At 64.3% G+C, this 25,359-nt stretch carries 23 protein-coding genes; 12 read left to right on the top strand and 11 right to left on the bottom strand.

Annotated features, from left to right (window positions below):
• The first annotated feature begins 161 nt into the window (after nucleotides 1–161).
• The gene (locus ASD12_RS18270) at nucleotides 162–1,148 is read left to right on the top strand and encodes a hypothetical protein (protein WP_244482887.1); all 987 of its coding nucleotides are present in this window, start codon (nucleotides 162–164) and stop codon (nucleotides 1,146–1,148) included.
• Between the two features lie 38 nt (nucleotides 1,149–1,186).
• On the opposite strand, the gene ASD12_RS18265 is transcribed toward ASD12_RS18270, so the two are convergent.
• The gene (locus tag ASD12_RS18265) at nucleotides 1,187–1,972 is read right to left on the bottom strand and encodes an SDR family oxidoreductase (RefSeq protein WP_056588992.1); all 786 of its coding nucleotides are present in this window, start codon (nucleotides 1,970–1,972) and stop codon (nucleotides 1,187–1,189) included.
• A gap of 100 nt (nucleotides 1,973–2,072) precedes the next feature.
• On the opposite strand from ASD12_RS18265, the gene uxuA reads away from it, so the two are divergent.
• Nucleotides 2,073–3,257 carry a mannonate dehydratase gene (gene uxuA, locus ASD12_RS18260; protein WP_056588989.1) on the top strand — a complete coding sequence of 395 codons (1,185 nt, stop codon included), beginning with the start codon at nucleotides 2,073–2,075 and terminating at the stop codon, nucleotides 3,255–3,257.
• Between the two features lie 251 nt (nucleotides 3,258–3,508).
• On the opposite strand, the gene ASD12_RS35400 is transcribed toward uxuA, so the two are convergent.
• Nucleotides 3,509–3,790: a hypothetical protein gene (locus tag ASD12_RS35400; RefSeq protein ID WP_056588986.1), complete on the bottom strand. Its 282-nt coding sequence runs from the start codon at nucleotides 3,788–3,790 to the stop codon at nucleotides 3,509–3,511.
• A gap of 451 nt (nucleotides 3,791–4,241) precedes the next feature.
• On the opposite strand from ASD12_RS35400, the gene ASD12_RS18245 reads away from it, so the two are divergent.
• Entirely contained in the window at nucleotides 4,242–5,261 is a 1,020-nt protein-coding gene (locus tag ASD12_RS18245; protein WP_056588977.1) for an isopenicillin N synthase family oxygenase, read from the top strand.
• Nucleotides 5,262–5,569: 308 nt separating this feature from the next.
• On the opposite strand, the gene ASD12_RS18240 is transcribed toward ASD12_RS18245, so the two are convergent.
• The 5 genes from ASD12_RS18240 to ASD12_RS18220 are packed head-to-tail and all read right to left on the bottom strand — an operon-like array spanning nucleotide 5,570 to nucleotide 10,569.
• Nucleotides 5,570–6,886, bottom strand: coding sequence for an aspartate aminotransferase family protein (locus ASD12_RS18240; RefSeq protein ID WP_056588973.1), 1,317 nt, complete (start codon nucleotides 6,884–6,886; stop codon nucleotides 5,570–5,572).
• Nucleotides 6,883–7,668: an N-formylglutamate amidohydrolase gene (locus tag ASD12_RS18235; RefSeq protein WP_056588970.1), complete on the bottom strand. Its 786-nt coding sequence runs from the start codon at nucleotides 7,666–7,668 to the stop codon at nucleotides 6,883–6,885. Before ASD12_RS18235 ends, ASD12_RS18240 begins: the two co-directional genes overlap by 4 nt.
• Nucleotides 7,668–8,990 (bottom strand): glutamine synthetase, encoded by a 1,323-nt coding sequence (locus tag ASD12_RS18230; RefSeq protein ID WP_056588966.1) that lies wholly within the window; start codon nucleotides 8,988–8,990, stop codon nucleotides 7,668–7,670. Before ASD12_RS18230 ends, ASD12_RS18235 begins: the two co-directional genes overlap by 1 nt.
• Nucleotides 8,987–9,634 (bottom strand): isochorismatase family cysteine hydrolase, encoded by a 648-nt coding sequence (locus tag ASD12_RS18225; protein WP_056588963.1) that lies wholly within the window; start codon nucleotides 9,632–9,634, stop codon nucleotides 8,987–8,989. The genes ASD12_RS18230 and ASD12_RS18225 overlap by 4 nt, the downstream gene beginning before the upstream one ends.
• Nucleotides 9,631–10,569, bottom strand: a complete 939-nt coding sequence (locus ASD12_RS18220; RefSeq protein ID WP_056588960.1) for a MurR/RpiR family transcriptional regulator — start codon at nucleotides 10,567–10,569, stop codon at nucleotides 9,631–9,633. Before ASD12_RS18220 ends, ASD12_RS18225 begins: the two co-directional genes overlap by 4 nt.
• 145 nt (nucleotides 10,570–10,714) lie before the next feature.
• Here ASD12_RS18220 and ASD12_RS18215 point away from each other — a divergent pair, with 145 nt between their 5' ends.
• Genes ASD12_RS18215 through ASD12_RS18185 form a run of 7 tightly spaced genes read left to right on the top strand, consistent with a single transcriptional unit; the run spans nucleotide 10,715 to nucleotide 18,271 of the window.
• On the top strand, nucleotides 10,715–11,881 hold the full coding sequence (locus ASD12_RS18215) for an FAD-binding oxidoreductase (protein ID WP_056588957.1): 1,167 nt from the start codon (nucleotides 10,715–10,717) through the stop codon (nucleotides 11,879–11,881).
• Nucleotides 11,882–11,895: 14 nt separating this feature from the next.
• Complete coding sequence (locus ASD12_RS18210; RefSeq protein ID WP_244482886.1) at nucleotides 11,896–13,743, top strand: branched-chain amino acid ABC transporter ATP-binding protein/permease; 1,848 nt, start codon at nucleotides 11,896–11,898, stop codon at nucleotides 13,741–13,743.
• Nucleotides 13,744–13,797: 54 nt separating this feature from the next.
• Entirely contained in the window at nucleotides 13,798–14,964 is a 1,167-nt protein-coding gene (locus ASD12_RS18205; RefSeq protein ID WP_056588951.1) for an ABC transporter substrate-binding protein, read from the top strand.
• A gap of 4 nt (nucleotides 14,965–14,968) precedes the next feature.
• On the top strand, nucleotides 14,969–15,673 hold the full coding sequence (locus ASD12_RS18200) for an ABC transporter ATP-binding protein (protein ID WP_056588949.1): 705 nt from the start codon (nucleotides 14,969–14,971) through the stop codon (nucleotides 15,671–15,673).
• 5 nt (nucleotides 15,674–15,678) lie between these two features.
• The gene (locus ASD12_RS18195) at nucleotides 15,679–16,560 is read left to right on the top strand and encodes a branched-chain amino acid ABC transporter permease (RefSeq protein ID WP_056588946.1); all 882 of its coding nucleotides are present in this window, start codon (nucleotides 15,679–15,681) and stop codon (nucleotides 16,558–16,560) included.
• Between the two features lie 4 nt (nucleotides 16,561–16,564).
• On the top strand, nucleotides 16,565–17,218 hold the full coding sequence (locus tag ASD12_RS18190; protein WP_056588943.1) for an FMN-binding negative transcriptional regulator: 654 nt from the start codon (nucleotides 16,565–16,567) through the stop codon (nucleotides 17,216–17,218).
• Between the two features lie 6 nt (nucleotides 17,219–17,224).
• On the top strand, nucleotides 17,225–18,271 hold the full coding sequence (locus ASD12_RS18185) for an ornithine cyclodeaminase (RefSeq protein ID WP_056588941.1): 1,047 nt from the start codon (nucleotides 17,225–17,227) through the stop codon (nucleotides 18,269–18,271).
• A 16-nt stretch (nucleotides 18,272–18,287) separates the two neighbouring features.
• Here the strand turns inward: ASD12_RS18185 and ASD12_RS18180 are convergent, their stop codons facing one another.
• The 4 genes from ASD12_RS18180 to ASD12_RS18165 all read right to left on the bottom strand — a co-directional run bounded on the left by ASD12_RS18180 (nucleotide 18,288) and on the right by ASD12_RS18165 (nucleotide 22,934).
• The gene (locus tag ASD12_RS18180) at nucleotides 18,288–19,358 is read right to left on the bottom strand and encodes an alcohol dehydrogenase family protein (protein ID WP_056589001.1); all 1,071 of its coding nucleotides are present in this window, start codon (nucleotides 19,356–19,358) and stop codon (nucleotides 18,288–18,290) included.
• Nucleotides 19,359–19,400: 42 nt separating this feature from the next.
• Complete coding sequence (locus tag ASD12_RS18175; RefSeq protein ID WP_056588938.1) at nucleotides 19,401–20,780, bottom strand: aspartate aminotransferase family protein; 1,380 nt, start codon at nucleotides 20,778–20,780, stop codon at nucleotides 19,401–19,403.
• Between the two features lie 37 nt (nucleotides 20,781–20,817).
• Entirely contained in the window at nucleotides 20,818–22,311 is a 1,494-nt protein-coding gene (locus tag ASD12_RS18170) for an NAD-dependent succinate-semialdehyde dehydrogenase (protein ID WP_056588935.1), read from the bottom strand.
• Nucleotides 22,312–22,442: 131 nt separating this feature from the next.
• Nucleotides 22,443–22,934, bottom strand: a complete 492-nt coding sequence (locus tag ASD12_RS18165) for an Lrp/AsnC family transcriptional regulator (protein ID WP_056588932.1) — start codon at nucleotides 22,932–22,934, stop codon at nucleotides 22,443–22,445.
• Nucleotides 22,935–23,017: 83 nt separating this feature from the next.
• Here ASD12_RS18165 and ASD12_RS18160 point away from each other — a divergent pair, with 83 nt between their 5' ends.
• Both ASD12_RS18160 and ehuA read left to right on the top strand, forming a co-directional pair.
• Nucleotides 23,018–24,403, top strand: a complete 1,386-nt coding sequence (locus tag ASD12_RS18160) for a PLP-dependent aminotransferase family protein (RefSeq protein WP_056588929.1) — start codon at nucleotides 23,018–23,020, stop codon at nucleotides 24,401–24,403.
• 123 nt (nucleotides 24,404–24,526) lie between these two features.
• Nucleotides 24,527–25,312, top strand: a complete 786-nt coding sequence (gene ehuA, locus ASD12_RS18155) for an ectoine/hydroxyectoine ABC transporter ATP-binding protein EhuA (protein ID WP_056588926.1) — start codon at nucleotides 24,527–24,529, stop codon at nucleotides 25,310–25,312.
• The last annotated feature ends 47 nt before the right edge of the window (nucleotides 25,313–25,359 follow it).

Here is a 25,359-nt window from a genome sequence, read left to right as displayed (position 1 = left end):
GCCACATCGGCCACCTCGTCGAAACCATCGAGGCAGCCGAATGCAAGAACTACTTCCAAAACGCAGGCTATGCTTCCGTCAAAACGTGAAAGGCTCTAGGCGGAAGCGCGTTCCTGATCCTGCCGGTCCTGTATTTTGTGCCTCTCAAATACGAAGGCCTCGTGGCGCTGACGGCGTTCCTGCTGTCGCATCTCATCAACCAGCCGCACTTCGCCCACTCCTATCAGATTTTCTATCGCAATTTCGCGCGCAAGGTGCGCGGCGACGGATACGACAGGAATCTCCAGATCCGCTACATCATCGCGGGCATTGCGGTCCCGCTGATCATGGGCGCTTTCTTTGCCTATGGCTCCGTAACCGGCAACGCTCGCCTGCTGGGATATGCAACCAATGCGATGGGCTTTTTCGTGGGCTGGCACTACGTCAAGCAAGGCTACGGCATGCTGATGGTGGACGCCGTGCTGAAGCGCAGGTTCTTCAAGGATCAAGACAAGAAGGTACTGCTGTTCAACGGCTATGCCGTGTGGCTGTTCGCCTGGCTTCAGACAAATGTGGTGATCACCGAAAGGCAGTTCTGGGGCCTGGATTACTACACATTCGCTGTCCCGCCATGGCTCCTCAACATCGCGCTCGCAGTCGCCGCTGCTTCCTCCGCGGCCACCGCCGTGATGTTCGTCGTTCGCTGGCGCAAGCACGGTGGCGCGCTGCCGTATAACGGCGTCGTCGCCTACGTCGTGTCGCTTTATGCCTGGATTCTGTTCGTGACGATAAATCCGCTTTGGCTGCTCGTGGTGCCGGCGCTTCATTCGCTGCAATACCTCGCGGTGGTCTGGCGTTATCAGACCAATGTCGAGCGCGACCGTGCGGACGCCGTCGAGGATCCGAAATTCAAGATCCTGTCCATTCTTGGACCGCTCTACAGGCTGCGGGTGCTGACCTTCATCGTCGCCGGCACAATTCTGGGCGCCCTTGGCTTCTGGCTCGTGCCGATGGCGCTGACTGCCTTGGTTCCCTACGACAAACAGGTGCTCGGCTCGTCGCTTTTCCTCTTCATCGCGTGGATATTCATCAACGTGCACCACTACTTCCTGGACAACGTGATGTGGCGCCGCGGCAACCCGGAAGTCTCGAAATATCTGTTCCGCTAGCTCACTGTCGGCAAGGCCAGGCCCCAACCTTCATGGCTCTACTTCACGCCGATTCCGGCGGTCAGGCCGCCATCGATCCTGTAGTCCGCGCCGGTGCAGAAGCCGGCCTTCGACGAACACAGGAAAGCGATGAGTTCGGCCACCTCCTCCGGTTCGCCGATGCGGCCGATGGGATGCGCTTCGCCGAAGCGCTTGTAGGCGGCCTCGACATCGGCATCCGTGCCGTTCTCGCCGCGCGCGGCCTTTTCCAGGATCGGGGTGCGGATCGAGCCTGGGCTGACGGAATTGACCCGGATGCCGGAGCGCGCATGGTCGAGGGCCAGGGCGCGCGTCAGCGTGTGGATGGCGCCCTTGGTCGTGGCATAGGCGGCGACATTCTGCTGGCAGGCAAAGCCCTGCACCGAAGCGACATTGACGATGGCGCCGCCGCCCCGCCGGACCATTTCCGGGATGCCGAAATGCGCGGTCAGATAGATCGATCCGACATTGACCGACATCGCCTTGTTCCAGGTCTCGAAATCGGTGCTGACGGCGGTTCCGTACGGATGCACCGCCGCCGAATTGACGATGACATCGAGGCCGCCGAACCGCTCGACGCCGGCCGCGACCGCGTCGCGAACCTGATCCGGTACGGAGACGTCGGCGCCTATGACCAGCGCCCCGGCTCCGGAGTTCTCCAGTACCACTTGCAGCGCCGCGTTGGCCGCACGGTCGATGCCGCAGGCGATGATCGCGGCACCCCCTGCGGCGAGGCGTCTGGCGGTCGCGAGGCCAATCCCGGTCGTCCCCGTCACCAATGCCACCTTGCCGTCGAAATCCTTCATCGCGGGAACTCCTTCATTTGCTGTCCGAAAACTGGTTCCTAGTTTGACACTCATTGTGGTCCGACAATAGGTTGCGTCCTCTCGCAAAAAGGAAGCGGCAATGGAACAGTGCTGGCGCTGGTATGGACCGAACGACCCGGTAACACTCGATCATGTCAGGCAGGCAGGCGCGACAGGCGTGGTGACGGCCTTGCACGATATCTATGACGGGCGCGCCTGGCCGCTTGAGAGCATTCTGGAGCGCAAGCGGATCATCGAGGCCGCTGGGCTGACATGGTCGGTTGTCGAGAGCATCCCGGTCCACAATTCCTTCAAGATCGGCGCGCCGGAACGCGAGCGCTACGCCGGCTACTATCGCGACTCAATCCGCGCGCTCGCCAAGGCCGGCATCGCGACGGTCTGCTACAACTTCATGCCGGTGGTCGACTGGACCCGCACCGATCTGGCCTATCGGCTTCCGACGACGGGTTATGCGCTGCGTTTCGATGCGATCGATTTCGCGGCCTACGATTTGTTCGTGCTGAAGCGCGGCAATGCCGAGGCCAGCTACAGTGCCGCCCGCATCACTGATGCGGAAGCGCGGCTGAAGGAGTTGAGCAGCGAGGCGATCGACAGGATCGAGCGCAATCTGATCGCCGGCCTGCCGGCGACCGAGCGCAGCTATAACAGGGACAGTTTTCGCGAGGCCCTGGCGGAATACGATGCGATCGGACCGAAGGAGCTGCGCGACAACCTTGCCTGGTTCCTGCGCGAGATCATTCCGGTGGCCGAAGAGGAGGGGGTGCGCATGTGCATCCATCCCGACGACCCGCCCTTCTCGCTCTATGGCCTGCCACGCATCGTTTCGACCGCCGAGGATGCGCGTTTTATCCTCAACGCCGTCGACAGCCCCGCCAATGGCCTGACGTTCTGCACCGGCTCCTATGGCACGCGCGCCGACAACGACATCGTCGCCATGGTCAAGGAATTCGCCGGCCGCATCCATTTCGTCCATCTGCGCAACATCACCATCGAGGATGACGGCTCGTTCTACGAGGCCGAGCATCTCGAGGGCGGCACCGACATGGCGCATGTCGTCCTGGCTCTGATGCAGGAAGAGACGCGCCGCCGCAGGGAAGGCCGCGCCGACTGGCGCATTCCGATGCGACCAGACCATGGCCATCTGCTTGCCGATGACATCGGCAAGACCAGGATCAATCCCGGCTATTCGCTGATCGGCCGGCTGAAAGGCCTCGCCGAGCTGCGTGGCATCATGCGCGCCGTCGAGCGGTTCGGCCTGGCTTGAGCCGTCCTGACAGTTCGGATGGGCGCATTTGTCGCCCATCACGCCGGGGTTTTAGCGCCCCCGTGCTTATACGACCTCGTTCAGCAATGCTGCTCCGGCCGCCACGCGGGCGATGTTTTCGAGCAGCATGTCGACGATGCGCGTCTCGTAGTGGCTGGTCTCGCCCGCGCTGTGCGGGGTCACAAGAACATTGGGCAGGCGCCAGATCGGCGAGCTCGCCGGCAGCGGCTCGCCGCTGCGCAGCGCCTCGATCAGGGCCGGCTGGCGAGCTTGACGCCGCGTTCGCGCAGCACCGCCCGCGAGAACTGATCGGTGCCGGCACTGATCGACTGGATCAGCCGCAGCTTGGGTGCGCGCTCCGCCAGCTCGTTGCGCCACAAGCCGGAGACGACGAGGACATCGGCCTCGGCGACGCGCTGCTCCAGTTCGGCACTGTTGCGGACCTCGAAGCTGGGCATGGGTTGCCCGCGTGTCAGGAACTCGTCACCCAGCCGGTAGGCGGCATGAGCAAAGCCGATCGTGAGCTCAGCCATGCTGAAGCCGCGCCAATGGGGCGACCCCGACACCAGGCAGCGCCTGGTCCGGTGTCGAGACGACGACAAGCGCGGCGCGTGCCGCATTCTTTGGATGCACCGCGTCGGCCTCTCTGATTGCTAATTGAATCAATGCGATCCAACCTAGGCCCAACCCGAACTGGCTGACAGGCCGCGAACCAATCGCGGTCCGTGTGGCCCATGGCCAAGTCGCGCTCGAAAGGCGGCCCACGAGATGCATTGCGGACAAAATACCTGTTGGGAACGTTATTTGCCGACAGGTCATAATATGCAGCGCTGACGTTCTTCCATTCGACCCAGATTGGACTGTCTTTTGCTTTGATCGGCACGCCTCGCGTGTCATTTTGGAGACGCCATTCGTGCTCGAAGCTCTTGCCGGTGCCCGCTTCTATTTCTCCCAGGCAAGGCGGAGAAAAGGAGGAACCTGACCATGCCCAGAATTGTGCCGGTGCTTGACCTGAGCCGTCTCGAACAAGGTGCGTCCGAATATCGTACCTTTCTCCTGGACCTGCGCACGGCGGCCCGGGACGTCGGCTTCTTCTACCTCAGCGGCCACGGAATTTCCGCCTCGGAGATCGACGACGTGCTCGATGCCTCGCGCCGGTTCTTCGCATTGCCGGAGGCCGACAAGCTGGCGATCGAAATGGTCAAATCCCAGCAGTTTCGTGGCTACACCCGTGCCGGCGGTGAGTTGACCAAGGGCACGGCCGACTGGCGTGAGCAACTCGACATTGGCGTCGAGCGCCAGCCCATCGCGCAGGGACCCGGAATTGCACCGTGGACACGGCTGCAAGGGCCGAACCAGTGGCCGTCTGCACTGCCGGAGCTCAAGCCGGCGCTGCTGGCATGGCAGACCAAGGCGACGGCGGTGGCGATCCGATTGCTGAAGGCCTTCGCGCTGTCGCTTGACCAGCCGGAGGATGCCTTCGACGCGATCTACCGGGACTCGCCCAACCATCGCATGAAGATCGTGCGTTATCCCGGCCGTGACGTGACCGAAGGCGACCAGGGCGTCGGCGCGCACAAGGACGGCGGCTTCCTGACCCTGCTGCTGCAGGACGACAACAAGGGGCTGCAGGTTGAGTACGACGGAAGCTGGGTCAATGTGGACCCGCTCCCCGGAACGCTGGTCGTCAACATCGGTGAACTGCTCGAACTGGCATCGAATGGATATCTGCGCGCGACTGTCCACCGCGTCGTGACGCCGCCTGCCGGCGTCGAGCGGATTTCGGTTCCCTTCTTCTTCAGCGCGCGGCTCGACGCGACCATCCCGCTTCTCGGCCTTTCCGAGGAATTGGCGGCCCAGGCGCGCGGACCGGCAAGCGATCCCGACAACCCGTTGTTTCGCGATGTCGGCACCAATGTGCTCAAAAGCCGACTGCGTTCACATCCCGACGTGGCACGCCGCCACTATGCCGATCTTCTCGAGACCGGAGCTGCGGGCTCGTGAGGCTCCACAGTACGGCGCACGAATTTTTGCCATTTTGTATGTTTTTTGGAATGTCATTCGTCGCCAAGGCTTTGAAATAAGCTCAAACAGGTAAAATCGTTCGGCGGTTTCCTCCCATTCCGCTGGACGGTGTTCCCCTCTGAAGGTTTTAACCTTCTTTTGGCCGGGCCGCATTCGAGCCCGGCCATTTTTTGTCCCGGGTCTCGGGCGCAAAACTGACATGCAAAAGCCCGGCGCGGCAGAACAGAATACCTTCCCGAGAGTCCGCGTCTTCGTTTGCGCCAGCATTTGCGTGGCCAGTTTCCCGGTCACCACATCATGAAGGAGGCAACGTCCGCATCCGAGACCTTGCCAGCATTCACGTCGGCGATCGCCTGGTCGACGATGGCCACGCCCTCGGTCACCTCGTCTTCCGTCAGCGTCAGCGGCGGCATGAACTCCAGCACATTCGCCTTCAGCCCGACATAGGTGAAGGCCGCGCCCAGTTCGTAGCCGCGATAGATGATCTTGGCCGTGGTCGTGGCTGGAACGGGTTCGCGCGTCGCCCGGTCCTTGACCAGGTCGACGCCGATGGCGAGACCGCGCCCGCGCACGTCACCGATGATCTCGTGCTTGGCGCCGAGTGCCCGCAGCGCGTCGGAAAACAGCGTGCCGATCCGCGCCGAGCGCTCGACCAGGCCTGCCCTCTCGATCGTCTTCAGCACCGCGTTGCCGGCCGATGTCGCCACCGGGTTGCCGGCGGTCGTCTGCAGCGCGAAGGCCGGTGCATGATCCATGATCTGCTTTGGACCGATCACCGCCGACAGTGGCAAGCCGCCGCCGATGCCTTTGCCGAAGACGACGAGGTCGGGCGTCAATCCTTCATGCTGGAAGCAGTGCATCAGGCCGCTGCGGGCGAGCCCGACCTTGACCTCGTCGACGACAATTTTGATGCCGTGCTTGCGGCAACGCTCCTGCAACGCCTTGAGGAAGCCGGATGGCGGCACGATCAGCCCGCCATCCGACATCAGCGGCTCGATGAACACCGCCGCGACCTGATGTGGCGGACAGGTGGTCTCGAACTGGTAGTCGAGCAGCGCAAGCACGTCCTCGCCGCTGAAATTCGGCCGGAACGGATCGGGGTAGGGCAGCAGAAGCACGCCCGGCCGCGGCAGCGTGTGGGTCATGGCGGTGTGGCCGCTAATGCCCATAGAGCCCGAGAGGTTGCCGTGATAGGAACCGATGAAAGATATGAAGCGCGAACGGCCGGTGGCCGCCTCCAGCACGCGCACCGCGCAGTCATTGGCATCCGACCCGGAATGGCCGAACCAGACGCGCCGTTCGCCTTCTCCGGGCGTGATTGCCAGCAGTCGCTCGGCCAGCGATACGGCGGGCTCGTTCGGGTAGAGCAGCAAGCTGGCGCCCGCCATGTTGCGGATCGATGCCTCGACCGCCTCGACAACAGCCGGATGGCCGTAGCCGAGCACCGCCGGACCGGCCGATCCCGACAGGTCGAGCAAGGAGCGGCCGCCTTCCTCGATCAGCCGGTTGCCCCGGCCGCCGATGACGCTGAGCGGCGAGAAACGCAGCTTGCCGATCTGGGCGATGGTCGCGGCGTCTCGTTCGCGCAGGCTGAGATTGCTCATGACACGGTTTCCGTCTCGAGTGCCGGCAGTGCCGCCGTCAGCCGGTCCGCCCATTCCTCGATGCCGGACCGTGTCGACAGCAGATCCTGTCGGATCTCGATGAGGACAGCGGGGATACCGCGATCGTCGCCATGGATAGGCACGGCGTAGTCGGCGTCGCGGCTGATCACATAGGGCACGTTGGCCGCGACATTGAGCGCCGCGTCGGTGCGCAGGCCCGAAAGGATCGCTTCGGCGAGATCGCTTGCATGGTCATGCAGCACGCCGGCATGCCAGGGCCTGCTGACACCGAGGAAGACCGGCGTGAAGGAATGGATCGTCACGATCCGCGTCTGCCGGCCTGCTTGCGCCCGGCGGTCGAGATACGCGGCCACCCGGTCATGAAACGGCGAAAACATGATCTCGGCACGCCGGTTTCGCTCCGTCGCATCGATGCCGACATTGCCGGGAATGTCGGTGTCTTCCGACAGAACCGGAATGCTGCCTTGGGTATGAAGCGGCCGGTTGAGGTCGATCAACAGCCGCGAATAACCGCTGAGGAAGGCCGGAGCATCGAGCTTCGACGACAGCAGGCGGGTCACCTCGGCGGCGCCGATATCCCAGGCGATATGGCGCTGCAGATGGCTGGCATCGAGGCCGAGCTGCCGATACTCGGCCGGCATGTGGTTGGACGCATGCTCGCACAACAGCACGATATCGGAATGGCCTTGCTCGTTGAGAACCTCGACGGCGTCGGGCCAATCTCTTTGAGCGGGTAGTTCTTTTTCAGTCTGTGCAGTCATCAATAGAGCGTCCGGTAAAGATCGCAGATGGAAGCCGGATCGAGACCGGCAAGGCGCTCTGCCTCGTGTCGCTTGAGGCCAACGAAGGTTTCGATGAAGACAGGCGCGAACCACCCCGTCACAGTGCTGTCGGCCACAAGCGCGTCCAGCGCTGCCGGCAGGGTTTCGGGCAGGCGCACGAGACCGAGCTTTGCCCGCTCCGCCTCGCTCATCAGTGTCGGGTCGCCGGTGACCAGCGGCGGCGACGGCAGCTCCGCCTTCAGCCCTTCCAGTCCGGCGCGGACGACCGCCGCCAGCGACAGATAGGGATTGCCGGTGGCGTCGGCGGCCCGGTATTCGATGTTGTATTGCCGCGCCGGATCGCGTCCGCCTATCGTCACCGTCGGGCAGATGCGCAACGACGCCTCGCGGTCTCGGTCGGCAAGCCAGGTGTAGGACGAGCTCCAGCTGTGCGGCTTCAGCCGGTAGTAAGACGACACGCTCGACGCCGTCATGGCGGTGATACCAGGCAGATGACGCAACACGCCGGCGCAGAAGGCGCCGGCCTTGGCGGAAAGGCCGCCGGGTTGCGCCGGATCGTAAGTCACCGGCTTGCCGGCCTCGTCAACGAAGCTGAAATGGATGTGGACGCCGTTGCCGACGGCATTGGGCGCAGTCTTGGGCGCGAAGCTCGCACGCCAGCCGGCATTGCGCGCCAATTCGCGCGTGATTTCACGGATGGCGACGGCGCGGTCGGCTGCCGTCAGCGCGTCCGCCGGCTCGTGCGTCACCTCGAACTGCTCGTCGCCGAATTCGGCGATGACCACTTCGGGCGCGACGCCTGCCTCCTCCAGCGCTGCCATCAGATTGGGCGCAAACGGGTCGGCGCGGCGCAGTGCGGCGAAAGACATCGAATGTGCCGGTGCGAAGCCGCCGTCGGCGACATGGAATTCATGCTCGAAGGCGGCGATGACCGACAGGCCGGTCGCGTCCTTCAGCTCGACCAGCGCATTTTTCAGCATCGTGCGCGTGCATCCGAGCCACGGGCTGCCATCGAGGTCGACGATGTCGCCGGCGACCATGTCGAACGGCGTCGCCGATCCGGTGCGTGTCGTGCGAAAACGCGCCTTGAGATCGGGGATCAGCCGCAGGTCGCCCGACGAGCCCCAGGGGTTGGGATCGACGATGGAGTTGAACGGCGTCAGCGACAGATTGGCCTGGAGCCAGCCGACGCCGGTCGCGGCGGTTTTCTGCAGCTTGCTTTCGGCAACGAAGCGGCCCCGCGTAACGGCGGAGAGATCCGTGGTGACGACGGCAACCAGAGGCTCGACACTCGATGTCATGCCGTTTTTCCCAAAGCGTTGAAGCGGTCGACGACGGTGTCGGTGTCGGTGACCCAGCAATATCCGCCAAAGGCCTTGAGCGCCATGTCGTGGCGTTCCTGCGTGATGGTGGCGCAGGCGTCCGATACACAGGTGACGAGGTAGCCGCGGTCGGCGCCGTCGCGCACCGTCATGTCGACGCATTGATCGGTCAGCACGCCGACGACGACGAGATAGCGAATGCCAAGGTTCTTCAGGAGATAGTCGACATTGGTCGAGTTGAAGATGCCCGACGACGTCTTCGGCAGCATGATCTCGTCGCCGACCGGCGCCAGCGACGCCACCGGCAGGCCCTCGGCGAGGCTGGGCGCGACATGGATCGGTGTCAGCTTGTGGTCGAGCGAGCGGTCGCGGCCGTCTTCGGTCAGGCTCTGGATGATGGTGTGCAGAACCTCGACGCCGTTGGCCCGCGCGGCCGCCAGCAGGCGCTCCTGGTTGGGGATCGTCTGCGACGATGTCTGCCGGTAGAAATAGTGATCCGGCCCACGCTCCGGATGCGACGGATCGGCGCCCGGCTCCAGCCAGATGCGCTGCATATCGACGAGCAGCAGCGCCGTTTCGCCGGCACGGAAGGCTTCGTTTCGTCTGGGTAGGGCCTGGGTCATGCTTTGTCGTCCTGCTTTGCTGATTTGGGTCCCGGTGTCTTGCGTGGTCCGGGTGTATGACCCGCGCCGTTCTCTTGCGGGTTGCTGTCGAGCGTTACGGCATTGGCATGCCGCACCTTCTCAAGCCGCTCGATGCGAGCACGAGCGTCGTCGTCCAGCGTCGAAACAATATGAGCGGTGAGGGCTTCCATCTGGGCGATCGCCGGCGCCAGCGTATCGTAGGGCGAGGCCACTTCGAGCGGGCTGACGATCGTGACTTCGGCGAGATCGGCGATCGGCGACAGCCACTGGTCAGTGAACAGGACAATGCGCACATCGAGCGCCGCCGCCTGTTTTGCATAGGCCATCACATCGAGCTGGTAGCGGCGGTAGTCGAAGACGACGAGCACGTCGCGCCGGTCGAGGTCGGCCAGTGTGTCGAAAGTCTGTGGCGAGAGCACACCGAGATCGCGAACCTTGGGACGAAACTGCACGAGATAGCCGGCAAGCATGCCGGCTATGTGGCGGCTGAACCGGCCGCCAACCAGCACGACCTCGCCCTTGGCCTCCATCAGCAGACGGGCCGCCCGCTCGTATGTCTGGACCGGGGTCGCGGCGGTGGCTTTCTGCAAGGCCGTGGTAACGCTATCGAGATAGGCCAGCACGGCACTGTCGTTCGAACCGCTCTGCCGCTTGGCCTCCATCATCAGCAGCGGCGAATGCAGTCTTGCCTCGACCTCGGCCAGAAGCTTTGCCTGGAAATCCGGAAACCCCTCATAGCCGAGCTTCATCACCAGCCGCACCACGGTCGGATCGCTGACGCCGGCGCGCCGCGCCAGCGACGAAGCGGTGCCAAGGCCGGAGGTCGGATAGTCCGTCAACAGCAGCCGGACGATCTTCTCCTCCGACGGCGTCAGCGTGAGATCCCCGCGCATCAGAACATCGCGTATCGCCATGGGCCTCCCCGAAATCCGTGTTCTCTTGTTTTGTCGAGTTTATTACAGAGATTTAAATATTGGTCAACAGTGAAGAGATATTGACATCGTGTGATCGCTGGCCCTACCTTGTCGGAAAGCGGCCAAGAGACTGTGGGGAACAGCCATGCGAAACGGAAGCGACGTCATCGTCGTCGGTGCGGGTATTGTCGGATCGAGCGCCGCCTATCATCTGGCCAAGGCCGGTGTGAAGGTCACGCTGGTCGAGCAGACCCACCCGGCCGGCGGCCCGTCGGGCAAATCGTCGGCGCTGCTGCACGCCTTCTACCTGATGCCGGAGCTGTCGCAGCTTTCCATCCGTGGCCGCGAGATCCTCGTGTCGTTGCCGGAAATCGCGGGCGAAGGTTCCTTTGTCACCGAGGTCGGCATGATGTGGGTCTGCGGCAACGACAACAAGGCAAGCTGGACGGCGGCAGCCAAACGCATTCGCGGCCAGGGCGCGCGCATCGAGACATTGTCTCCACAAGCCTTTGCCGACGCCGCGCCCGGCTTTGCCCTGGACAATGTAGCGCTGGCATTGTGGGAGCCGGAATTTGGTTATGCCGATGCCTTCGGCGCCACCAACGCCATCGCTCGTGCCGCCCGCGCCAACGGTGCGAGGATCATGCAGAACACCCTTGTCGAAAGCCTTCAGCGGCAGGGCGATCGGATCACCGGCGTCACATTGACCGATGGAACGGCGCTGGAGGCCGACACCGTCGTTCTGGCCGCCGGGCCATGGACGCGCCGGCTGCTGGCGACGGTCGGCCTTGATCTGCCGCTGCATGTCGAGCGCCATCCGATGGCCGTTCTCGACGCAGCCGGCAGGGCTCGCAAGGTCATGCCATTCGCCTGGTGCGACGACATCTCCTGCAACTATGCGCGGCCCGACAATGACGGCGTTATCCTGGCCGGCACCTGGGCCGGCGGCGGCACCGGCCTGCGCCACGAACACGCCGGCCGTCCCCGCTTTGTCGAAAATCCCGACAACTATATGGAAGGTGTCGAGGAATCGGAATCGGTCGAGATCCTGGAGACCTTCGCCACCCGTGTGCCGGCCATGGCCGAACTCGGCATCCGGCCCGGCTATGCCGGGCTCTATGACATGAGCCCCGACGACCTGCCTGTCATCGGGGCCATGCCTGATGTCGAAGGGCTGGTCGTTTCGGCGGGGTCCTCCGGCCACGGTTTCAAGACCGGTCCGGCCGTCGGCGAGGCCGTCGCCAGGCTGGTCACCGAGGGCGCGCAGCCGATCCTGGCGCCGTTTTCGCCCAGCCGCTTCAAGGCCGCGTGATGGCGTCGGTGACGATGAGCGAGAGCAAGTCACGCGGCTTCATGCCGGCCGCGTTTCGCAACGCCACGGCCGATGCCTTGTGCATGGTGGCGGTGCTGCTGCTGGTGGCGCTTGCCGCCTTTGTCTTCGGCGGCGCCGCCATGCAACGTGTGGTCACCTATGCCGCGATCATGCTGACGGCGGTGCTTGGCCTGCAGATCTTCTCCGGCAACAGCGGCATCGTCTCGTTCGGCCAGGCGGCCTTTGTCGGTCTCGGCGCCTACGCCACCGGCATTCTCACCATGCCGACCGCGTTGCAGAAAACCGCACTGCGCGACCTGCCGCAGTTCCTCGCCGGCCACCAACTCTCTTTCTTCGCGGCGCTGGCCGTCGTCCTGGTCCTGGCTGTCATCATCGGCCTGTTGACCGGCACGCCGCTGCTCAGGCTTTCCGGATCGAGCGCCTCGATCGCCACGCTGGCCATGCTGATCATTGTTTACACGCTGCTGGTCGCCGGGCGCGAGATCACCCGCGGCAGCCAACCCTTTTACGGCGTGCCGCGCGAAGTCGGGCTGTGGACGGCCGCCGCCGTCGCTTCGGTGGCGCTGGTGGCGGCGAGGCTGTTCCGCGAAACCTCTTTCGGCCTTGCCACCCGCGCCGCCGCCAATGATGAGCGTGGTGCGGCCGCCGTCGGCGTCGACCAGCGCACGGCGCGTCTGGCCGCCTGGGTGGCGGGTGTCGTTGCCGCCATGGCCGCCGGTGCCTTGATGGCGCAATTCCTTGGCGCCTTCTCGCCACGCGATTTCTATTTCGACCTCGGCTTCACCATGCTCGCCATGCTGATCGTCGGCGGCATGACCTCGTCGCTCGGCGCCTTCGCCGGCGTCATCGTCACCATCGTTTTGGTCGAAGTGGTGCGCCGCTTCGAAGGCGGCGGCGAGGTGCTCGGCCTGCATCTGCCTGTCCTGTTCGGCTTGACCCAGGGCGTGCTGGCCATCGCCATGATCCTGGTCATCTGGCGACGCCCGACCGGTCTTTTCGGCGAGCGTGAACTGAACCTCCTGCGCCGGTCCGGACGTCAGGCCGTGACGGCTTCGGCGGCACCTCCGCAGCATGTCGAGAGTGACCGGCTCACCGCCGACCATCTGTCGCGCCGTTATGCCGGCGTTGTTGCTGTCGATGACGTCAGCCTGAATTTTCAGACCGACAGCATCACCGGCATCATCGGCCCCAATGGCGCCGGCAAGACGACGCTGCTCAACATGTTGGCCGGCGATGTCCAGCCAAGTGCCGGCACCGTGTCGGTGGGTGGTGCGGTGCGGCAGGCCTCGGCCTTCCGCTTTGCCCGCTCCGGCGTTGCCCGCACCTTCCAGAACATCCGCGTTTTCCCGCACATGACCGTGCTGGAGAATGTCGTCGTCGCCGCACGCCAGGTGGAACCTGATCTTGGCCATGCCGAGGCGGCGGCCATGGGCGAGCTCGCGCGAATGGGGCTGGAGAAATTTGCCGATCAGCCGGCCGCCAGGCTTGCCTATGGCCAGCGCCGCCGGCTCGAAGTGGCGCGCGCCCTGGCGTTGAAGCCGCGCTTCCTGCTGCTGGACGAGCCGGCCGCCGGCATGAACGCCGTTGAGACCGCCGAACTGGTTTCCATCCTGTCGGCGGTTCGCACCGAGCGCCGCATCGGCGTGGTGCTGATCGAGCATGACATGCGGCTGGTGATGAATTTGTGCGAGCGCATCGTCGTCATCGATCATGGCCGCGTCATCGCCGACGGCACGCCCGGCGACGTCCAGAAGAACCCTGCCGTGATCGCCGCCTATCTCGGCAGCCGCACGGCCCGCGCCAAGACCGCAGATCAAGCGACCGCAGACCAGACCGCATAGACCGCAACGACAAGCAATCCAACCAACCATAAGAAATCCAGAAGGAGAACCGACATGCCAAGCCTCTATCGACTCCATCGCGCCGCCCTGTGCGCGGCCGTGTTCGGCATCGCCGCCATTTCGACGGCCAGTGCCGAGGAGATCATCATCGGTGCCGCGACCGCGCAGACCGGCGGCCTTGCCCCTTACGACCAGCCGGCACTTGCCGGCCTACGCATGTCGCTCGACGAACTCAACGCCAAGGGCGGGCTCGGCGGCAAATACACCGTCAAGCTGCTGATCAAGGATACGCGCTCAGACACCGCACAGACCGCCACTGTCGCGCAGGAGCTGATCGATGCCGGCGCCAAGATCATGATCACGCCCTGCGATGCCGATCCCTCGATTTCCGCCGGCCAGCTCACCCAGCCGCTCGGCATTCCGACCCTGACGCTGTGCGGCTCCGCCCCGGTGCTGACCGGCGCGGTCGGCGACGTCATGTTCGGCACCTATCCGGCCGACAATGTGCAGGCGACGGCGGTCGCCGACTTCGCCGTTTCCGAAGGCAAGAAGAAGGTGTTCCTGTTGACCTCGCCGGACTCCACCTACACCGCCAACCTGCCGGAATATTTCGGCAAGGTGTTCGAGAAAAAGGGCGGCGCTATTGTCGGCCGCGGCACCTTCAGCATGGGCCAGCCGGATTTTTCTGCCGAGATCACCAACATCAAGGGCCTGGCCGACAAGCCGGACCTGATCATGACGGCGGCCTATGAGCCCGACTTCCCAGCCTTCATGCAGCAGTTGCGTGGCGCCGGCGTCACCATCCCGGTCTATGGCGCCGATGCCATAGGCACGCCGACCATCAAGGCGCTCGGCAAATTGGTCGATGGCGTCGTCTACACCTCGGCCGGCTATGCCGAGCCGGGCAGCAAGCTCGAAGCCTTCAATGCCGCCTTCACCAAATATGCCGGCCACGCACCGGAATCGACCTATGAGGTCAATGGCTACGAGATCGGACTGATCCTCGACCAGGCGGTCAAGACGGCCGGTTCCGACGACCCCAAGGCGATCCGTGACGCCATCGCCGGCTTGAAGGATTTCGATGGCATCACCGGCAAGATCACCTATGCCGGTACCGACCGCATGCCGCTGCGGCCAGTGGCGCTGATGCGCTACGAGGGCGGCGAGGGCAAGCATGTCCAGACCCTGATCCCCGACGCCGCCGACGTTCCCGCGCCGTGATGTCATGCTGAGCGTCGAAGCCCTGAAAATCCGGTACGGCGAAGTCGAGGCGGTGCGCCGCGTCGACCTCACCGTCGACAGCGGCGAGATCATCGCGCTGGTCGGTGCCAACGGCGCCGGCAAGAGCTCGACGCTCGGCGCCGTCGCCGGGCTGGTGCCGGCGGCGTCCGGCAAGGTGATCTTCGATGGTGTCGACATCACCGGGCTGGCGCCGGAGGCGATCGCCCGCAAAGGCGTCGCGCTGGTTCCCGAAGGCCGCCGCATCTTCGCCAGCCTGACGGTGGCCGACAATCTGCGTCTCGGCGGCGCGGTGCATCAGCCGGCGGCCGAGGCGCGGCTGCGCGAGGAGGAGATGCTGGAGCTGTTCCCGATCCTGCGCCGCTATTACCGTGTCAAGGGCGGCAATCTGTCGGGCGGCGAACAGCAGATGCTGGCCATCGCCCGCGCGCTGATGGGCAAGCCGCGCATGATCCTGCTCGACGAGCCCTCGCTCGGCCTTGCGCCGCAACTGATCGACACCGTCTTCGACCTGATCGCCGAACTGCGCCGCAAGGGCCTGACCATCCTTCTGGTCGAACAGAATGTGGCGCTCGCGCTCGAAATCGCCGACCGCGCCGTCGTGCTCGCCAATGGCGAGGTGGTGCTGTCGGGCACGGCGAAAGAACTCGCCTCCTCGGACCTCGTCCGCCAAGCCTATTTGGGAGCTTAAGAAGCATGATCGCGCAGCAGATCATCAATGCAGTGAGCCTCGGCGGCGTCTATGCCTTGCTGGCGCTCGGGCTGGCCATCGTCTTTTCCATCGTCGGCCTCATCAACTTCGCCCATGGCGAGCTGATGACGCTGTCGGGCTATGCGCTGCTGGCCTCGCTGGTGCTCGGCTTTCCCTTCCCGGTGGCGGTGCTTGTCGCCGTTTCCTGCGGCGCGCTCGCCGCTGTCGCCATGGAGCGCATCGCCTTCCGGCCGATGCGCGGCGCCAGCGTCACCAGTCTGTTGCTAACCAGCTTCGCCGTTTCCAGCCTGTTGAAGGTCGTCTTCCAGAACGGCATTTCGGCGCGGCCGCAGGCTGTCGCCATGGCCGGCTGGATGACCGGCGCCTTCTCCTTCGGCGATTTCACCATCGGCGTTGGTCCCAGCATCTCCATCGTTGTCTCGGCGCTGGCGCTGATTGCGCTCGAAGTCTTCCTGCGCCGCTCGGTGACCGGTACGGCGATGCGCGCCGCGGCGGAAGATTTCGACGTCGTGCGCCTGATGGGCATTCCGGCCAGCCGCATCATCGCCACCGCCTTCCTGCTTTCCGGCCTGCTCGCCGGGCTGGCGGCCATGCTGTGGGTGGCGCAGCGTGCCTCGGTCGATCCGCTGATGGGTTTCACGCCCGTGCTGAAGGCCTTCATCGCGGCCGTCGTCGGCGGGCTGGGCAGCTTGCCGGGTGCGGTCGCCGGCGGCTTCCTGCTCGGCATCATCGAGGTGCTGTTGCAGGCGACACTGCCCGGTGCGATCGCGCCCTATCGCGACGCCATCGTGCTGTCGGGTGTCATCGCCGTGCTGCTGGTTCGCCCGCAAGGCCTGATCCCGGCGGTTCGCGCCCAGCGAAGCTGACCTGATGTACAGCAAGCCTGAATTTGCGCCGCTGTCGCGCGACGAGGTGTTCGGCCTGATCGAAGCCGCGGCCTTTGCGACGGCGGTGACGTCAGGACCGCAGGGCCTCGCCGTATCGCATCTGCCCTTCGTGCTTGATCCCATGCGCGGTGAAAACGGAACGTTGGTCTCGCATCTCGCCAGGGCCAATCCGCACAGCGCGCTGATTGCCGAGGGCAGGGAGACGGTCGCCATCTTTCACGGCCCGCATGGCTACATCTCGCCGTCCTGGTATCCGCGCAACCCAGTGCGCGACAGCGCGCCGACCTGGAATTTCGCCGTCGTGCATTGCCATGGCAGGCCGGTTACGCTCGACGATCACGCCACCGCAAGACATCTGCTTCAGCTTGTCGACATGCTCGAAAAAGATCGCGACGACCGCTGGCGGATGCGCGAACTGGGACCCGGCGGCATGGAGCGGCGCATACCGCATATCCTCGGCTTCGACCTGCCGATCGAACGGCTAGAAGCCAAGTTCAAGATGGGGCAGGATGAGCGCCTCTACGACACAAGCGGAGCCATCAGGGCGCTGGAGCAAAACGATCCAGCGCTGGCAACGATGATGAAGGCACACAACGCGCATCGCCAAGGACTGACCACCTGCATGCGGCAAGGATAAGAAAAAATGATTCCCAATCTCAACATCGTCCCCTTCGTCAGCGTCGACCACATGATGAAGCTGGTGCTGAAGGTCGGCGTCGAGCGCTTCCTCGTCGAACTTGCCGGCTACATCGAGGACGACTTCCGCCGTTGGGAACTGTTCGACAAGACGCCGCGCGTCGCCTCGCACAGCGCCGAGGGCGTCATCGAGCTGATGCCGACCAGCGACGGCGAGGTCTACGGCTTCAAATATGTCAACGGCCACCCCAAGAACATGCGCGAGGGCCGCCAGACGGTGACCGCCTTCGGCATGCTCGCCGATGTCCACAATGGCTATCCTGTGCTGCTATCCGAAATGACCATCCTGACCGCGCTGCGCACGGCGGCGATGTCGGCTCTGGCTGCCAAGTACCTGGCGCCGACCGGCTCCAGCTGCATGGCGCTGATCGGTAACGGCGCCCAGGCCGAATTCCAGGCGGTGGCCTTCAAGGCGATGCTCGGCGTCGACAGGCTGAGGCTTTATGACATTGACCGCACGGCCACCGAAAAATGCATCCGCAATCTCGCCGGGCTCGGCTTCGACATGGTCGCCTGCGGCACCGCGCAGGAGGCGGTCGAGGGAGCCGACATCATCACCACCGTCACCGCCGACAAGCAGTACGCCACCATCCTCACCGACAACATGGTCGGCTCCGGCGTCCACATCAACGCGGTCGGCGGCGACTGTCCCGGCAAGACCGAACTGCACCACGACATCCTGCTGCGCTCCGACATCTTCGTCGAATATCCGCCACAGACCCGTATCGAGGGCGAGATCCAGCAGCTTGCGCCAGATCACAAGGTGACCGAGCTGTGGCAGGTGATGTCAGGCGCAGTGCAAGGCCGGCGCGATCCCAGCCAGATCACGCTGTTCGATTCGGTCGGCTTCGCCATCGAGGATTTCTCGGCGCTGCGCTATGTCAGGGATCAGCTGCGCTCGACCGGCCTCTACCAGGAACTCGACATGCTGGCCGACCCCGACGAGCCGCGCGACCTGTTCGGCATGCTGCTGAGAGCGGCCCAGCAGGGTTGAGGCACAGTCGGGTTGTTCAGATAGCCGAACCCCACATTGCATCCGGCACCACCACAAGCTTGCCGACGAAATCCTTGGCGATGAAATCCGCCTGCGCATGGTGGAAATCGGAGAGCTTGTAGACGCCGCCGACCAGCGGCCGGATTTTCTTCGCCTCGATGTATCCAACGATGCGGCGGAAATCGGCGCGCGTGCCCTGGCTCGAGCCATGCAGCTGCAATTGCTTCAGATACATGGTCCTGAGATCGAGCTGCACGACCGGGCCGGCGATTGCCCCGGCGGTGGTATAGCGGCCTTCGGGTCGCAGGATGCGCAACAGGTCGTTGAAGACGGCGCCGCCGACGAGGTCGGCCACCACATCGATCGGCTGGCCGCCGGTCGCCTCGTTCACGGCTTGCGGGAGGTCGGCAACGCCACGGGTGATGACAGCCTCGGCGCCGATGTCGAGCACTGCCTGTTCCTTGCCCTTGCCGACGACGGCATAGGGAATGGCGCCGCGCGCCCGAGCCAGCTGCACGATGCCGGAACCGACACCGCCCGAGGCGCCGGTGACCAGCACGCGCTCGCCGGCCTTGAGCGCGGCGCGCTCCAGCATCTGTTCGCCAGTGAGGTAGGCGCAGCAGAAGGTGGCGAGTTCGACGTCGGTCAGTTCGGTATCGACGACATGAGCGTTCTCGGCCGGAACGGCCTGGTATTCGGCGTAGCCGCCGTCGCGGCCGTGGCCCATATAGTCGATGTCGGCGAGCGAATCGTCGTCGCGGTTGTAGATCGAGAAATCGACCATCACCCGTTCGCCGATACGGTCAGGCGAAACGCCTTCGCCGACCGCGGCGACGGTGCCGACTGTGTCGGTGCCCTGGATGCGCGGGAAAACAAGCGTGTTGCCCTGGCGCCGCCAGGTCGACACCGCGGCAGCATCCTCCTCCGTTCCATAGGCGCCCTGGCGCACCCAGACATCGGTGTTGTTCATGCCGCAAGCGCTGACCTTGACCAGCACTTCATCAGGAGCAGGCGCGGGCACTTTCACATCGCTGCGGTAGACGAGTTTTTCCGGTCCGCCGTGCCCGGTGAGCAGCACGGCGGCCATGGTGGCGGGGAGGGTTTCGGTCACGGCGTTCACAGGTCGATTTCAGAGATTGGCAAACACGCTCTTCACCGCGTCCGCCGTCTTGGCCACCACGGTGTCGGCTTCTTCGCGCGTCAGGCAGAGCGGCGGGGCAAAGCCGAGGATGTCTCCCTGCGGCATGGCGCGGCCGATGACGCCGCTGGCGGCAAGTGCCGTCGCCACCTGTGGTCCGATCTTCTGCGAAGCGTCGAAGAACACCCGGTCGTCCTTGTCGGCGACGAACTCGACCGCCGCCAGCATGCCGTCGCCGCGCACATCACCGACGTGTCTGTGATCGCCGACCGCCTTGGCCAGCTCGGCGCGGAAATAGGCGCCGGTCTCGCGGGCATTCGTCACTAGGTCCATCTCGTCGATTAGTTCGAGATTGGCGACGCCAGCAGCAACGCAGATCGGATGCGCCGAATAGGTCCAGCCATGGCCGAGCGAGCCGAGCTTGTCGGAGCCCTCAACCAGCACCTGCCACATCTTGTCGGCGACGATGACGCCCGACAGCGGCGCATAGGCCGAGGTCAGGCCCTTGGCGATGGTGATCAGGTCCGGCTTGATGCCGTAATGGTCGGAGCCGAACATGGTGCCCAGCCGGCCGAAGCCCGTCACCACTTCATCGGCGACCAGCAGCACGTCATATTTCTTCAGCACCGCCTGGATCTTCTCCCAATAGCCGGCCGGCGGCGGCACGATGCCGCCGGTGCCGAGGATCGGCTCGCCGATGAAGGCGGCGACCGTTTCCGGGCCTTCGGCCAGGATCATCTCCTCGAGCTTGTCGGCGCAATGCTGCGAAAACTGCTCCTCGCTCATCGAGCGGTCGGCGCGGCGGAAGTAATAGGGCGCCTCGGTGTGCAGGATCGGCGCGCGCGGCAGGTCGAAGGCGTTGTGGAACAGGTCGAGCCCGGTCAGTGATCCCGTCATCACGCCCGAGCCGTGATAGCCGCGCCAGCGCGAGATGATCTTCTTCTTCTCCGGCCGTCCGAGCACATTGTTGTAGTACCAGATCAGCTTGATGTTGGTTTCGTTGGCATCCGAACCCGACAGGCCGAAATAGACCCTCGACATGCCCTTCGGCGCGCGGTCGATGATCATCTTGGCCAGCGTGATCGAGGCCTCGGTGCCGTGGCCTACATAGGCATGGTAGTAGGCGAGGTTCTTCGCCTGGGCGGCGATGGCATCGGCGATCTTCTGGCGGCCATAGCCGACATTGACGCAATAGAGGCCGGCGAAGGCATCGAGGCTCTTCTTGCCATTGTTGTCCCAGACGGTGACGCCTTCACCGCCGGCCATGATGCGGGTCGGCGATTCACCGCGCGCATGCGTGCCCATATGGGTCGAGGGATGGAAGAAATGATCGCGATCCCAGGCGGCGAGTTCGTTGGACTGGTCGAGCATTTTTTGACTCCTGACAAAGGGACGATTTCGGCGCAGCTTAGGCTACATCGAGGCAAAGATATTTGAGATCGGTGAAGGCTTCGAGCCCATGGCGCGAGCCTTCGCGGCCGATGCCGGATTGCTTGACGCCGCCAAACGGTATCGGCGCGCCTGTGATCTTGACGCGGTTGATGGCGACCATGCCGTAGTCGAGCGCACGGCCCATACGTTGCTGGCGGGCGCCGTTCTCGGTCACGACATAGGCGACGAGGCCATATTCGGTGGCATTGGCGCGAGCGATCACCTCGTCCTCGCTGTCGAACGGCGTTACGGCGGCGACCGGACCAAAGGTCTCCTCGCGCATGATCAGCGCTTCGTCACTGACATCGGCCAGCAGCGTCGGCTGGTAGAACAGGGGACCAGCCTGATGCCGCCCGCCGCCGGTGAGGCAGCGCGCGCCAAGGGCGAGCGCATCGGCGACCTGTTCCTCGACCTTCTTCACTGCGCGCTCATGCATCAGCGGCCCGATGTCGGTGTCACCGGCAAGGCCATTGCCGCTGCGCAACGCCTCGATGCGCTGGGCGAAAGCGGCGCAGAAGCGCTCGTAGATTGGACGCTGGACATAGATGCGGTTGGCGGCGAGGCAGTCCTGGCCCGATGTGGCGAATTTGGCGTCGATAGCGATGCTCACGGCTCTCTCCAGATCGGCATCGGCAAAGACGATCAGCGGCGCGTGGCCGCCAAGCTCCATCACCAGCCGTTTCATTGTCGGCGCACTTTGCGCGGCGATCAGCCTGCCGATCTCGGTCGAGCCGGTAAAGCTCATGGCGCGAACGCGCGGATCTTCGCACAGCCGGCCGACGATGGTCGAAGCCTTGCCGGTGATGATGTTGAAGACGCCAGCGGGCAGGCCGGCGCGTTCGCCGAGTTCGGCCAGCGCCAGCGCCGATAGCGGTGTTTCCGAGGACGGATGCGCAACGATGGTGCAGCCGGCGGCAAGGGCGGCGGCTGCCTTGCGGGTCAGCATCGCCGACGGAAAATTCCAAGGCGTGACGACACCGACGACACCGAGCGGCTCGCGCCGCACCATCATTTCGGCGCCTGCCAGATGGCTGGTGATGCTCTCTGCGTTCAGGCGTTTTGCTTCTTCGGCATACCATTCGACGAAGGAGGCGGCGTAGTCGATCTCGCCCAGCGATTCCTGCAGCGGCTTGCCCTGTTCCAGTGTCATCAGCAGGGCCAGATCATCCTTGGCGCCGACGATCAACTCGAACCATTTTCTTAAGGTTTTCGAGCGCTCCTGCGGCAACAGCGCCCGCCAGGCCGGAAAGGCGCGCGCGGCGGCATCGATCGCCTTTGTCGTCTGCCGGCCATCGAGCGCGGCGACGAAAGCGACAGTCGTGCCGGTGGCCGGATCGGTTACCTCGAAACTTTCGGCAGCCTCGCTCGCTGTCCAGTGGCCGTCGACATAGGCAAGTTCGCGCAGCAGCCGGCGGTCGGCGAGGCCGTCGAGCGCTTCATGGCGATGCGAGCGGGCGAAATGCGCGGACATGGTCGAGGCCTCCCGGTTCGGACTGATGCGGGAAGATTATCCGCCCGATGCAGACAGAGAGGCTGTTTGGATGCCTCGGAGTAGAGAGACTCTCTCTATTGCGTCGCCTCGGCAGACGATCTCTCCGGTCCTTAAGCCGACGCCGGCAGCAGGTCGGCTATGGGCAGCGCGATCTCGTCCTTCACCGTCTTGATGACGATGTAGGTGAAGTAGCGGTCGATGCCGATTTCGCGGTCCAGCAAGCCGTCGACCAGCCGCTGATAGGCGTCGATGTCGCGTGTCATCACCTTCAGCACATAGTCGACGCCGCCTCCCACCGACCAGCAGGCGACGATCTCGGGAATGTCGCGAATGACGCGCTCGAAGCGCTCGAAATCGGCCTGGCGGTGGTTGGCCAGCGTCACCTCCATCAGCACGGTGGCGACGGGTGCCACGACACGCATGGCGATCCTGGCGTGGTAGCCCGCGACGATGCCGGCCTTTTCCAGCTTGCGCAGCCGCATCCAGCACGGGGTCGGCGACAGGCCGACCTGTTCTGCCAGCGCCAACTTGGTGATGCGTCCGTCGCGCTGGATGGCGTCGAGGATTTTCAGGTCGATCGGGTCGAGTCTCGCAGCGTTCATCGGCGTCCACTTTTTCGTCCACCGCACCATGACGGCGCATTATTTCGATTGTCAATTGCACTGATTTCGATCTCTAATAAGTCATGACATTGTGGCAACCCGATCCCGCGCTCATCCGGCGGCCGGCCTATCAATCGCTGGCCGACCAGTTCGCGCGCGCCATCCATGACGGGCGTCTTGCCAATGGCGCACGGCTGCCGACCCACCGCCGGCTGGCCGACGACCTCAAGCTTTCGGTGCAAACGGTCGGCCGCGCCTATGAGGAGCTGATCCGGCGAGGCCTGATTTCTGGCGAGATCGGTCGTGGCAGCTTCGTCCAGACGCAGCGCCGCGAGCCGGAACCACCCTATCTGCCAGAGCGGCTCGGCGAAGTCATCGATCTGTCGATCCTGAAACCGGTCTGCGAGCCGATGCATCTGGAGCGGCTGAAGCAGGCGCTGGGCTGGCTGGCCGAGAACCTTCCGTCGAGTTCAGCACTTTCGTTCCGCCCCAACATGGTGTTTCCACGCCATCGCGCGGTGGCGGTCGAATGGCTGAAACTGTGCGGGCTCGACATCTCCGCGCAGAACATCAGCCTGACCAACGGCGCCACCGCCGGCATGACGGTGGCGCTGATGAGCGTCGCGCCGCCCGGCTCGACGGTCGCCACCGAGGCGATCGGCCACCACACGCTGGTGCCGCTTGCACGCTATCTCGGCTTCAACCTCGAGGGGCTGCCGATCGACTGCAATGGCCTGATCCCGGAAGCACTGGACGAGGCCTGCCGGCTTTCCGACATCCGCGCCGTGTTCGTGCAGCCCTCGGTGATCAACCCAACGGCGACGCTGATGGATGCGGCGCGGCGGGAGCAGATCGCGGCTGTGGCGCGCAAGCACGACATCGCCATCATCGAGAACGATGTGCTGGGTCCCCTGGTCGAAGACCGGCCGCCGCCGGTTGCCGCGTTTGCGCCGGAGCGCACGCTCTACGTCACCTCCTTCACCAAGATCACGGTGCCCGGCCTGCGCATCGGCTATCTCGCGGCGCCCGACCGTTATGTCGCGGCCGTCGCCAACCGGCATCTGGTCTCGAACTGGATGGCGACGCCGCTGGTGGCCGAGATCGCCACCAAATGGGTGACCGACGGCACGGCGATGGAGCTTGTCCACTGGCAACGCGCGGCATTGCGGCGGCGGCAGGATATCGCGGCGCAAGTACTGGCGGGTGTGGACTATCGCGCCCGGCGCGACGGGCTGCATGTCTGGCTGCAACTGCCGGCCGACCGCTCCGAGGAGAGCTTTGTCGCCCAGGCTCGCCTGCAGGGCGTGGCGATTGCACCCGGCACATCCTTCCGCATCTCGGATGCGCCCTGGCATCCAGCGGTGCGCATCTCGTTGGGCTCGACCACCGAAGGGGAACTGCGCGCCGGCCTCGGCGTTGTCACCAAGCTTTTGCTCGGCGATCCGGAACATCTGCTGCTCGCTATCTAGGCCCGGTTTGCGCGGAAACTGTGCGGAATCAGAATAATTGTCATGATATTATTTTCCCAATTGACATGATTTGGCGCGTTCCGCATCGTTAGAGCATAGACCTCTCCAGGACGGGGAACTGAAGTGCCCACGCCCATCATCAAGATCGACGCCATTTCCAAAAGCTTCGGCACTTTCAAAGTGCTGGACGGCTTGTCGATGCAGGTCATGCCTGGCGAGAAGCTGGCGCTGATCGGCCCATCGGGCTCGGGCAAGACGACGATCCTGCGCATCCTGATGACGCTGGAGCGCATCGATGGCGGTCATATCCAGATCGATGGCGAGCAGCTTTACCACATGGAGCGCAATGGTCAGCTGCTGCCCGCCGACGAGCGGCACCTGACAAGAATGCGACAGAAGATCGGCATGGTCTTCCAACTGTTCAACCTGTTTCCACACAAATCTGTCATGGACAATGTGACCCTGGCGCCGATGTTGACCAAGGGTACGGCGCGTGCCGCCGCCGAAAAACGGGCGATGGAACTGCTCGAGATGGTCGGCATGGCCGACAAGGCCAAAAATATGCCGGCACAGCTGTCCGGTGGGCAGAAGCAACGCGTGGCGATCGCCCGGGCGCTCGCGCTATCGCCGAAGATCATGCTGTTCGACGAGGTGACATCGGCGCTCGATCCGGAACTGGTCGAGGAGGTGATGAACGTCATGCGCAAGCTCGCCGCCGAGACCGACATGACCATGCTTCTGGTCACCCACGAGATGGGTTTTGCCCACGACTTCGCCGACCGGGTGCTGTTCTTCGATCGTGGCAAAATCGTCGAGGAAGGCAAACCTGACGAGATTTTCCGTCATCCCAAGCAGGAGCGTACGCAAGGCTTCCTGAAGAAGATCATCGCGGCCGGACATCGCGTCTGACCGTAATGCCGAGGCGGCAAGGCCGCCGTCAGGGGCGGTGAGGCCGC

The organism is Mesorhizobium sp. Root102, from assembly GCF_001425625.1.
Classification (GTDB): domain Bacteria; phylum Pseudomonadota; class Alphaproteobacteria; order Rhizobiales; family Rhizobiaceae; genus Mesorhizobium.
Note: the sequence above shows the minus strand (reverse complement) of the source record. Positions and strands in the feature narration are given on the sequence as shown.

What these genes read in the sequence shown, in the direction of transcription:
- ASD12_RS18210 (WP_244482886.1), top strand. Translation starts at nt 11,896, where the DNA reads ATGAGCGAGAGCAAGTCACGCGGCTTCATGCCGGCCGCGTTTCGCAAC.
- ASD12_RS35400 (WP_056588986.1), bottom strand. Translation starts at nt 3,790, where the DNA reads ATGGCTGAGCTCACGATCGGCTTTGCTCATGCCGCCTACCGGCTGGGT.
- ASD12_RS18265 (WP_056588992.1), bottom strand. Translation starts at nt 1,972, where the DNA reads ATGAAGGATTTCGACGGCAAGGTGGCATTGGTGACGGGGACGACCGGG.
- ASD12_RS18170 (WP_056588935.1), bottom strand. Translation starts at nt 22,311, where the DNA reads ATGTCCGCGCATTTCGCCCGCTCGCATCGCCATGAAGCGCTCGACGGC.
- ASD12_RS18245 (WP_056588977.1), top strand. Translation starts at nt 4,242, where the DNA reads ATGCCCAGAATTGTGCCGGTGCTTGACCTGAGCCGTCTCGAACAAGGT.
- ASD12_RS18195 (WP_056588946.1), top strand. Translation starts at nt 15,679, where the DNA reads ATGATCGCGCAGCAGATCATCAATGCAGTGAGCCTCGGCGGCGTCTAT.
- ASD12_RS18230 (WP_056588966.1), bottom strand. Translation starts at nt 8,990, where the DNA reads ATGACATCGAGTGTCGAGCCTCTGGTTGCCGTCGTCACCACGGATCTC.
- ASD12_RS18175 (WP_056588938.1), bottom strand. Translation starts at nt 20,780, where the DNA reads ATGCTCGACCAGTCCAACGAACTCGCCGCCTGGGATCGCGATCATTTC.
- ASD12_RS18185 (WP_056588941.1), top strand. Translation starts at nt 17,225, where the DNA reads ATGATTCCCAATCTCAACATCGTCCCCTTCGTCAGCGTCGACCACATG.
- ASD12_RS18160 (WP_056588929.1), top strand. Translation starts at nt 23,018, where the DNA reads ATGACATTGTGGCAACCCGATCCCGCGCTCATCCGGCGGCCGGCCTAT.
- ASD12_RS18220 (WP_056588960.1), bottom strand. Translation starts at nt 10,569, where the DNA reads ATGGCGATACGCGATGTTCTGATGCGCGGGGATCTCACGCTGACGCCG.
- ASD12_RS18190 (WP_056588943.1), top strand. Translation starts at nt 16,565, where the DNA reads ATGTACAGCAAGCCTGAATTTGCGCCGCTGTCGCGCGACGAGGTGTTC.
- ASD12_RS18240 (WP_056588973.1), bottom strand. Translation starts at nt 6,886, where the DNA reads ATGAGCAATCTCAGCCTGCGCGAACGAGACGCCGCGACCATCGCCCAG.
- ASD12_RS18180 (WP_056589001.1), bottom strand. Translation starts at nt 19,358, where the DNA reads ATGGCCGCCGTGCTGCTCACCGGGCACGGCGGACCGGAAAAACTCGTC.
- ASD12_RS18165 (WP_056588932.1), bottom strand. Translation starts at nt 22,934, where the DNA reads ATGAACGCTGCGAGACTCGACCCGATCGACCTGAAAATCCTCGACGCC.
- ASD12_RS18215 (WP_056588957.1), top strand. Translation starts at nt 10,715, where the DNA reads ATGCGAAACGGAAGCGACGTCATCGTCGTCGGTGCGGGTATTGTCGGA.
- ASD12_RS18235 (WP_056588970.1), bottom strand. Translation starts at nt 7,668, where the DNA reads ATGACTGCACAGACTGAAAAAGAACTACCCGCTCAAAGAGATTGGCCC.
- ASD12_RS18200 (WP_056588949.1), top strand. Translation starts at nt 14,969, where the DNA reads ATGCTGAGCGTCGAAGCCCTGAAAATCCGGTACGGCGAAGTCGAGGCG.
- ASD12_RS18225 (WP_056588963.1), bottom strand. Translation starts at nt 9,634, where the DNA reads ATGACCCAGGCCCTACCCAGACGAAACGAAGCCTTCCGTGCCGGCGAA.
- uxuA (WP_056588989.1), top strand. Translation starts at nt 2,073, where the DNA reads ATGGAACAGTGCTGGCGCTGGTATGGACCGAACGACCCGGTAACACTC.
- ASD12_RS18205 (WP_056588951.1), top strand. Translation starts at nt 13,798, where the DNA reads ATGCCAAGCCTCTATCGACTCCATCGCGCCGCCCTGTGCGCGGCCGTG.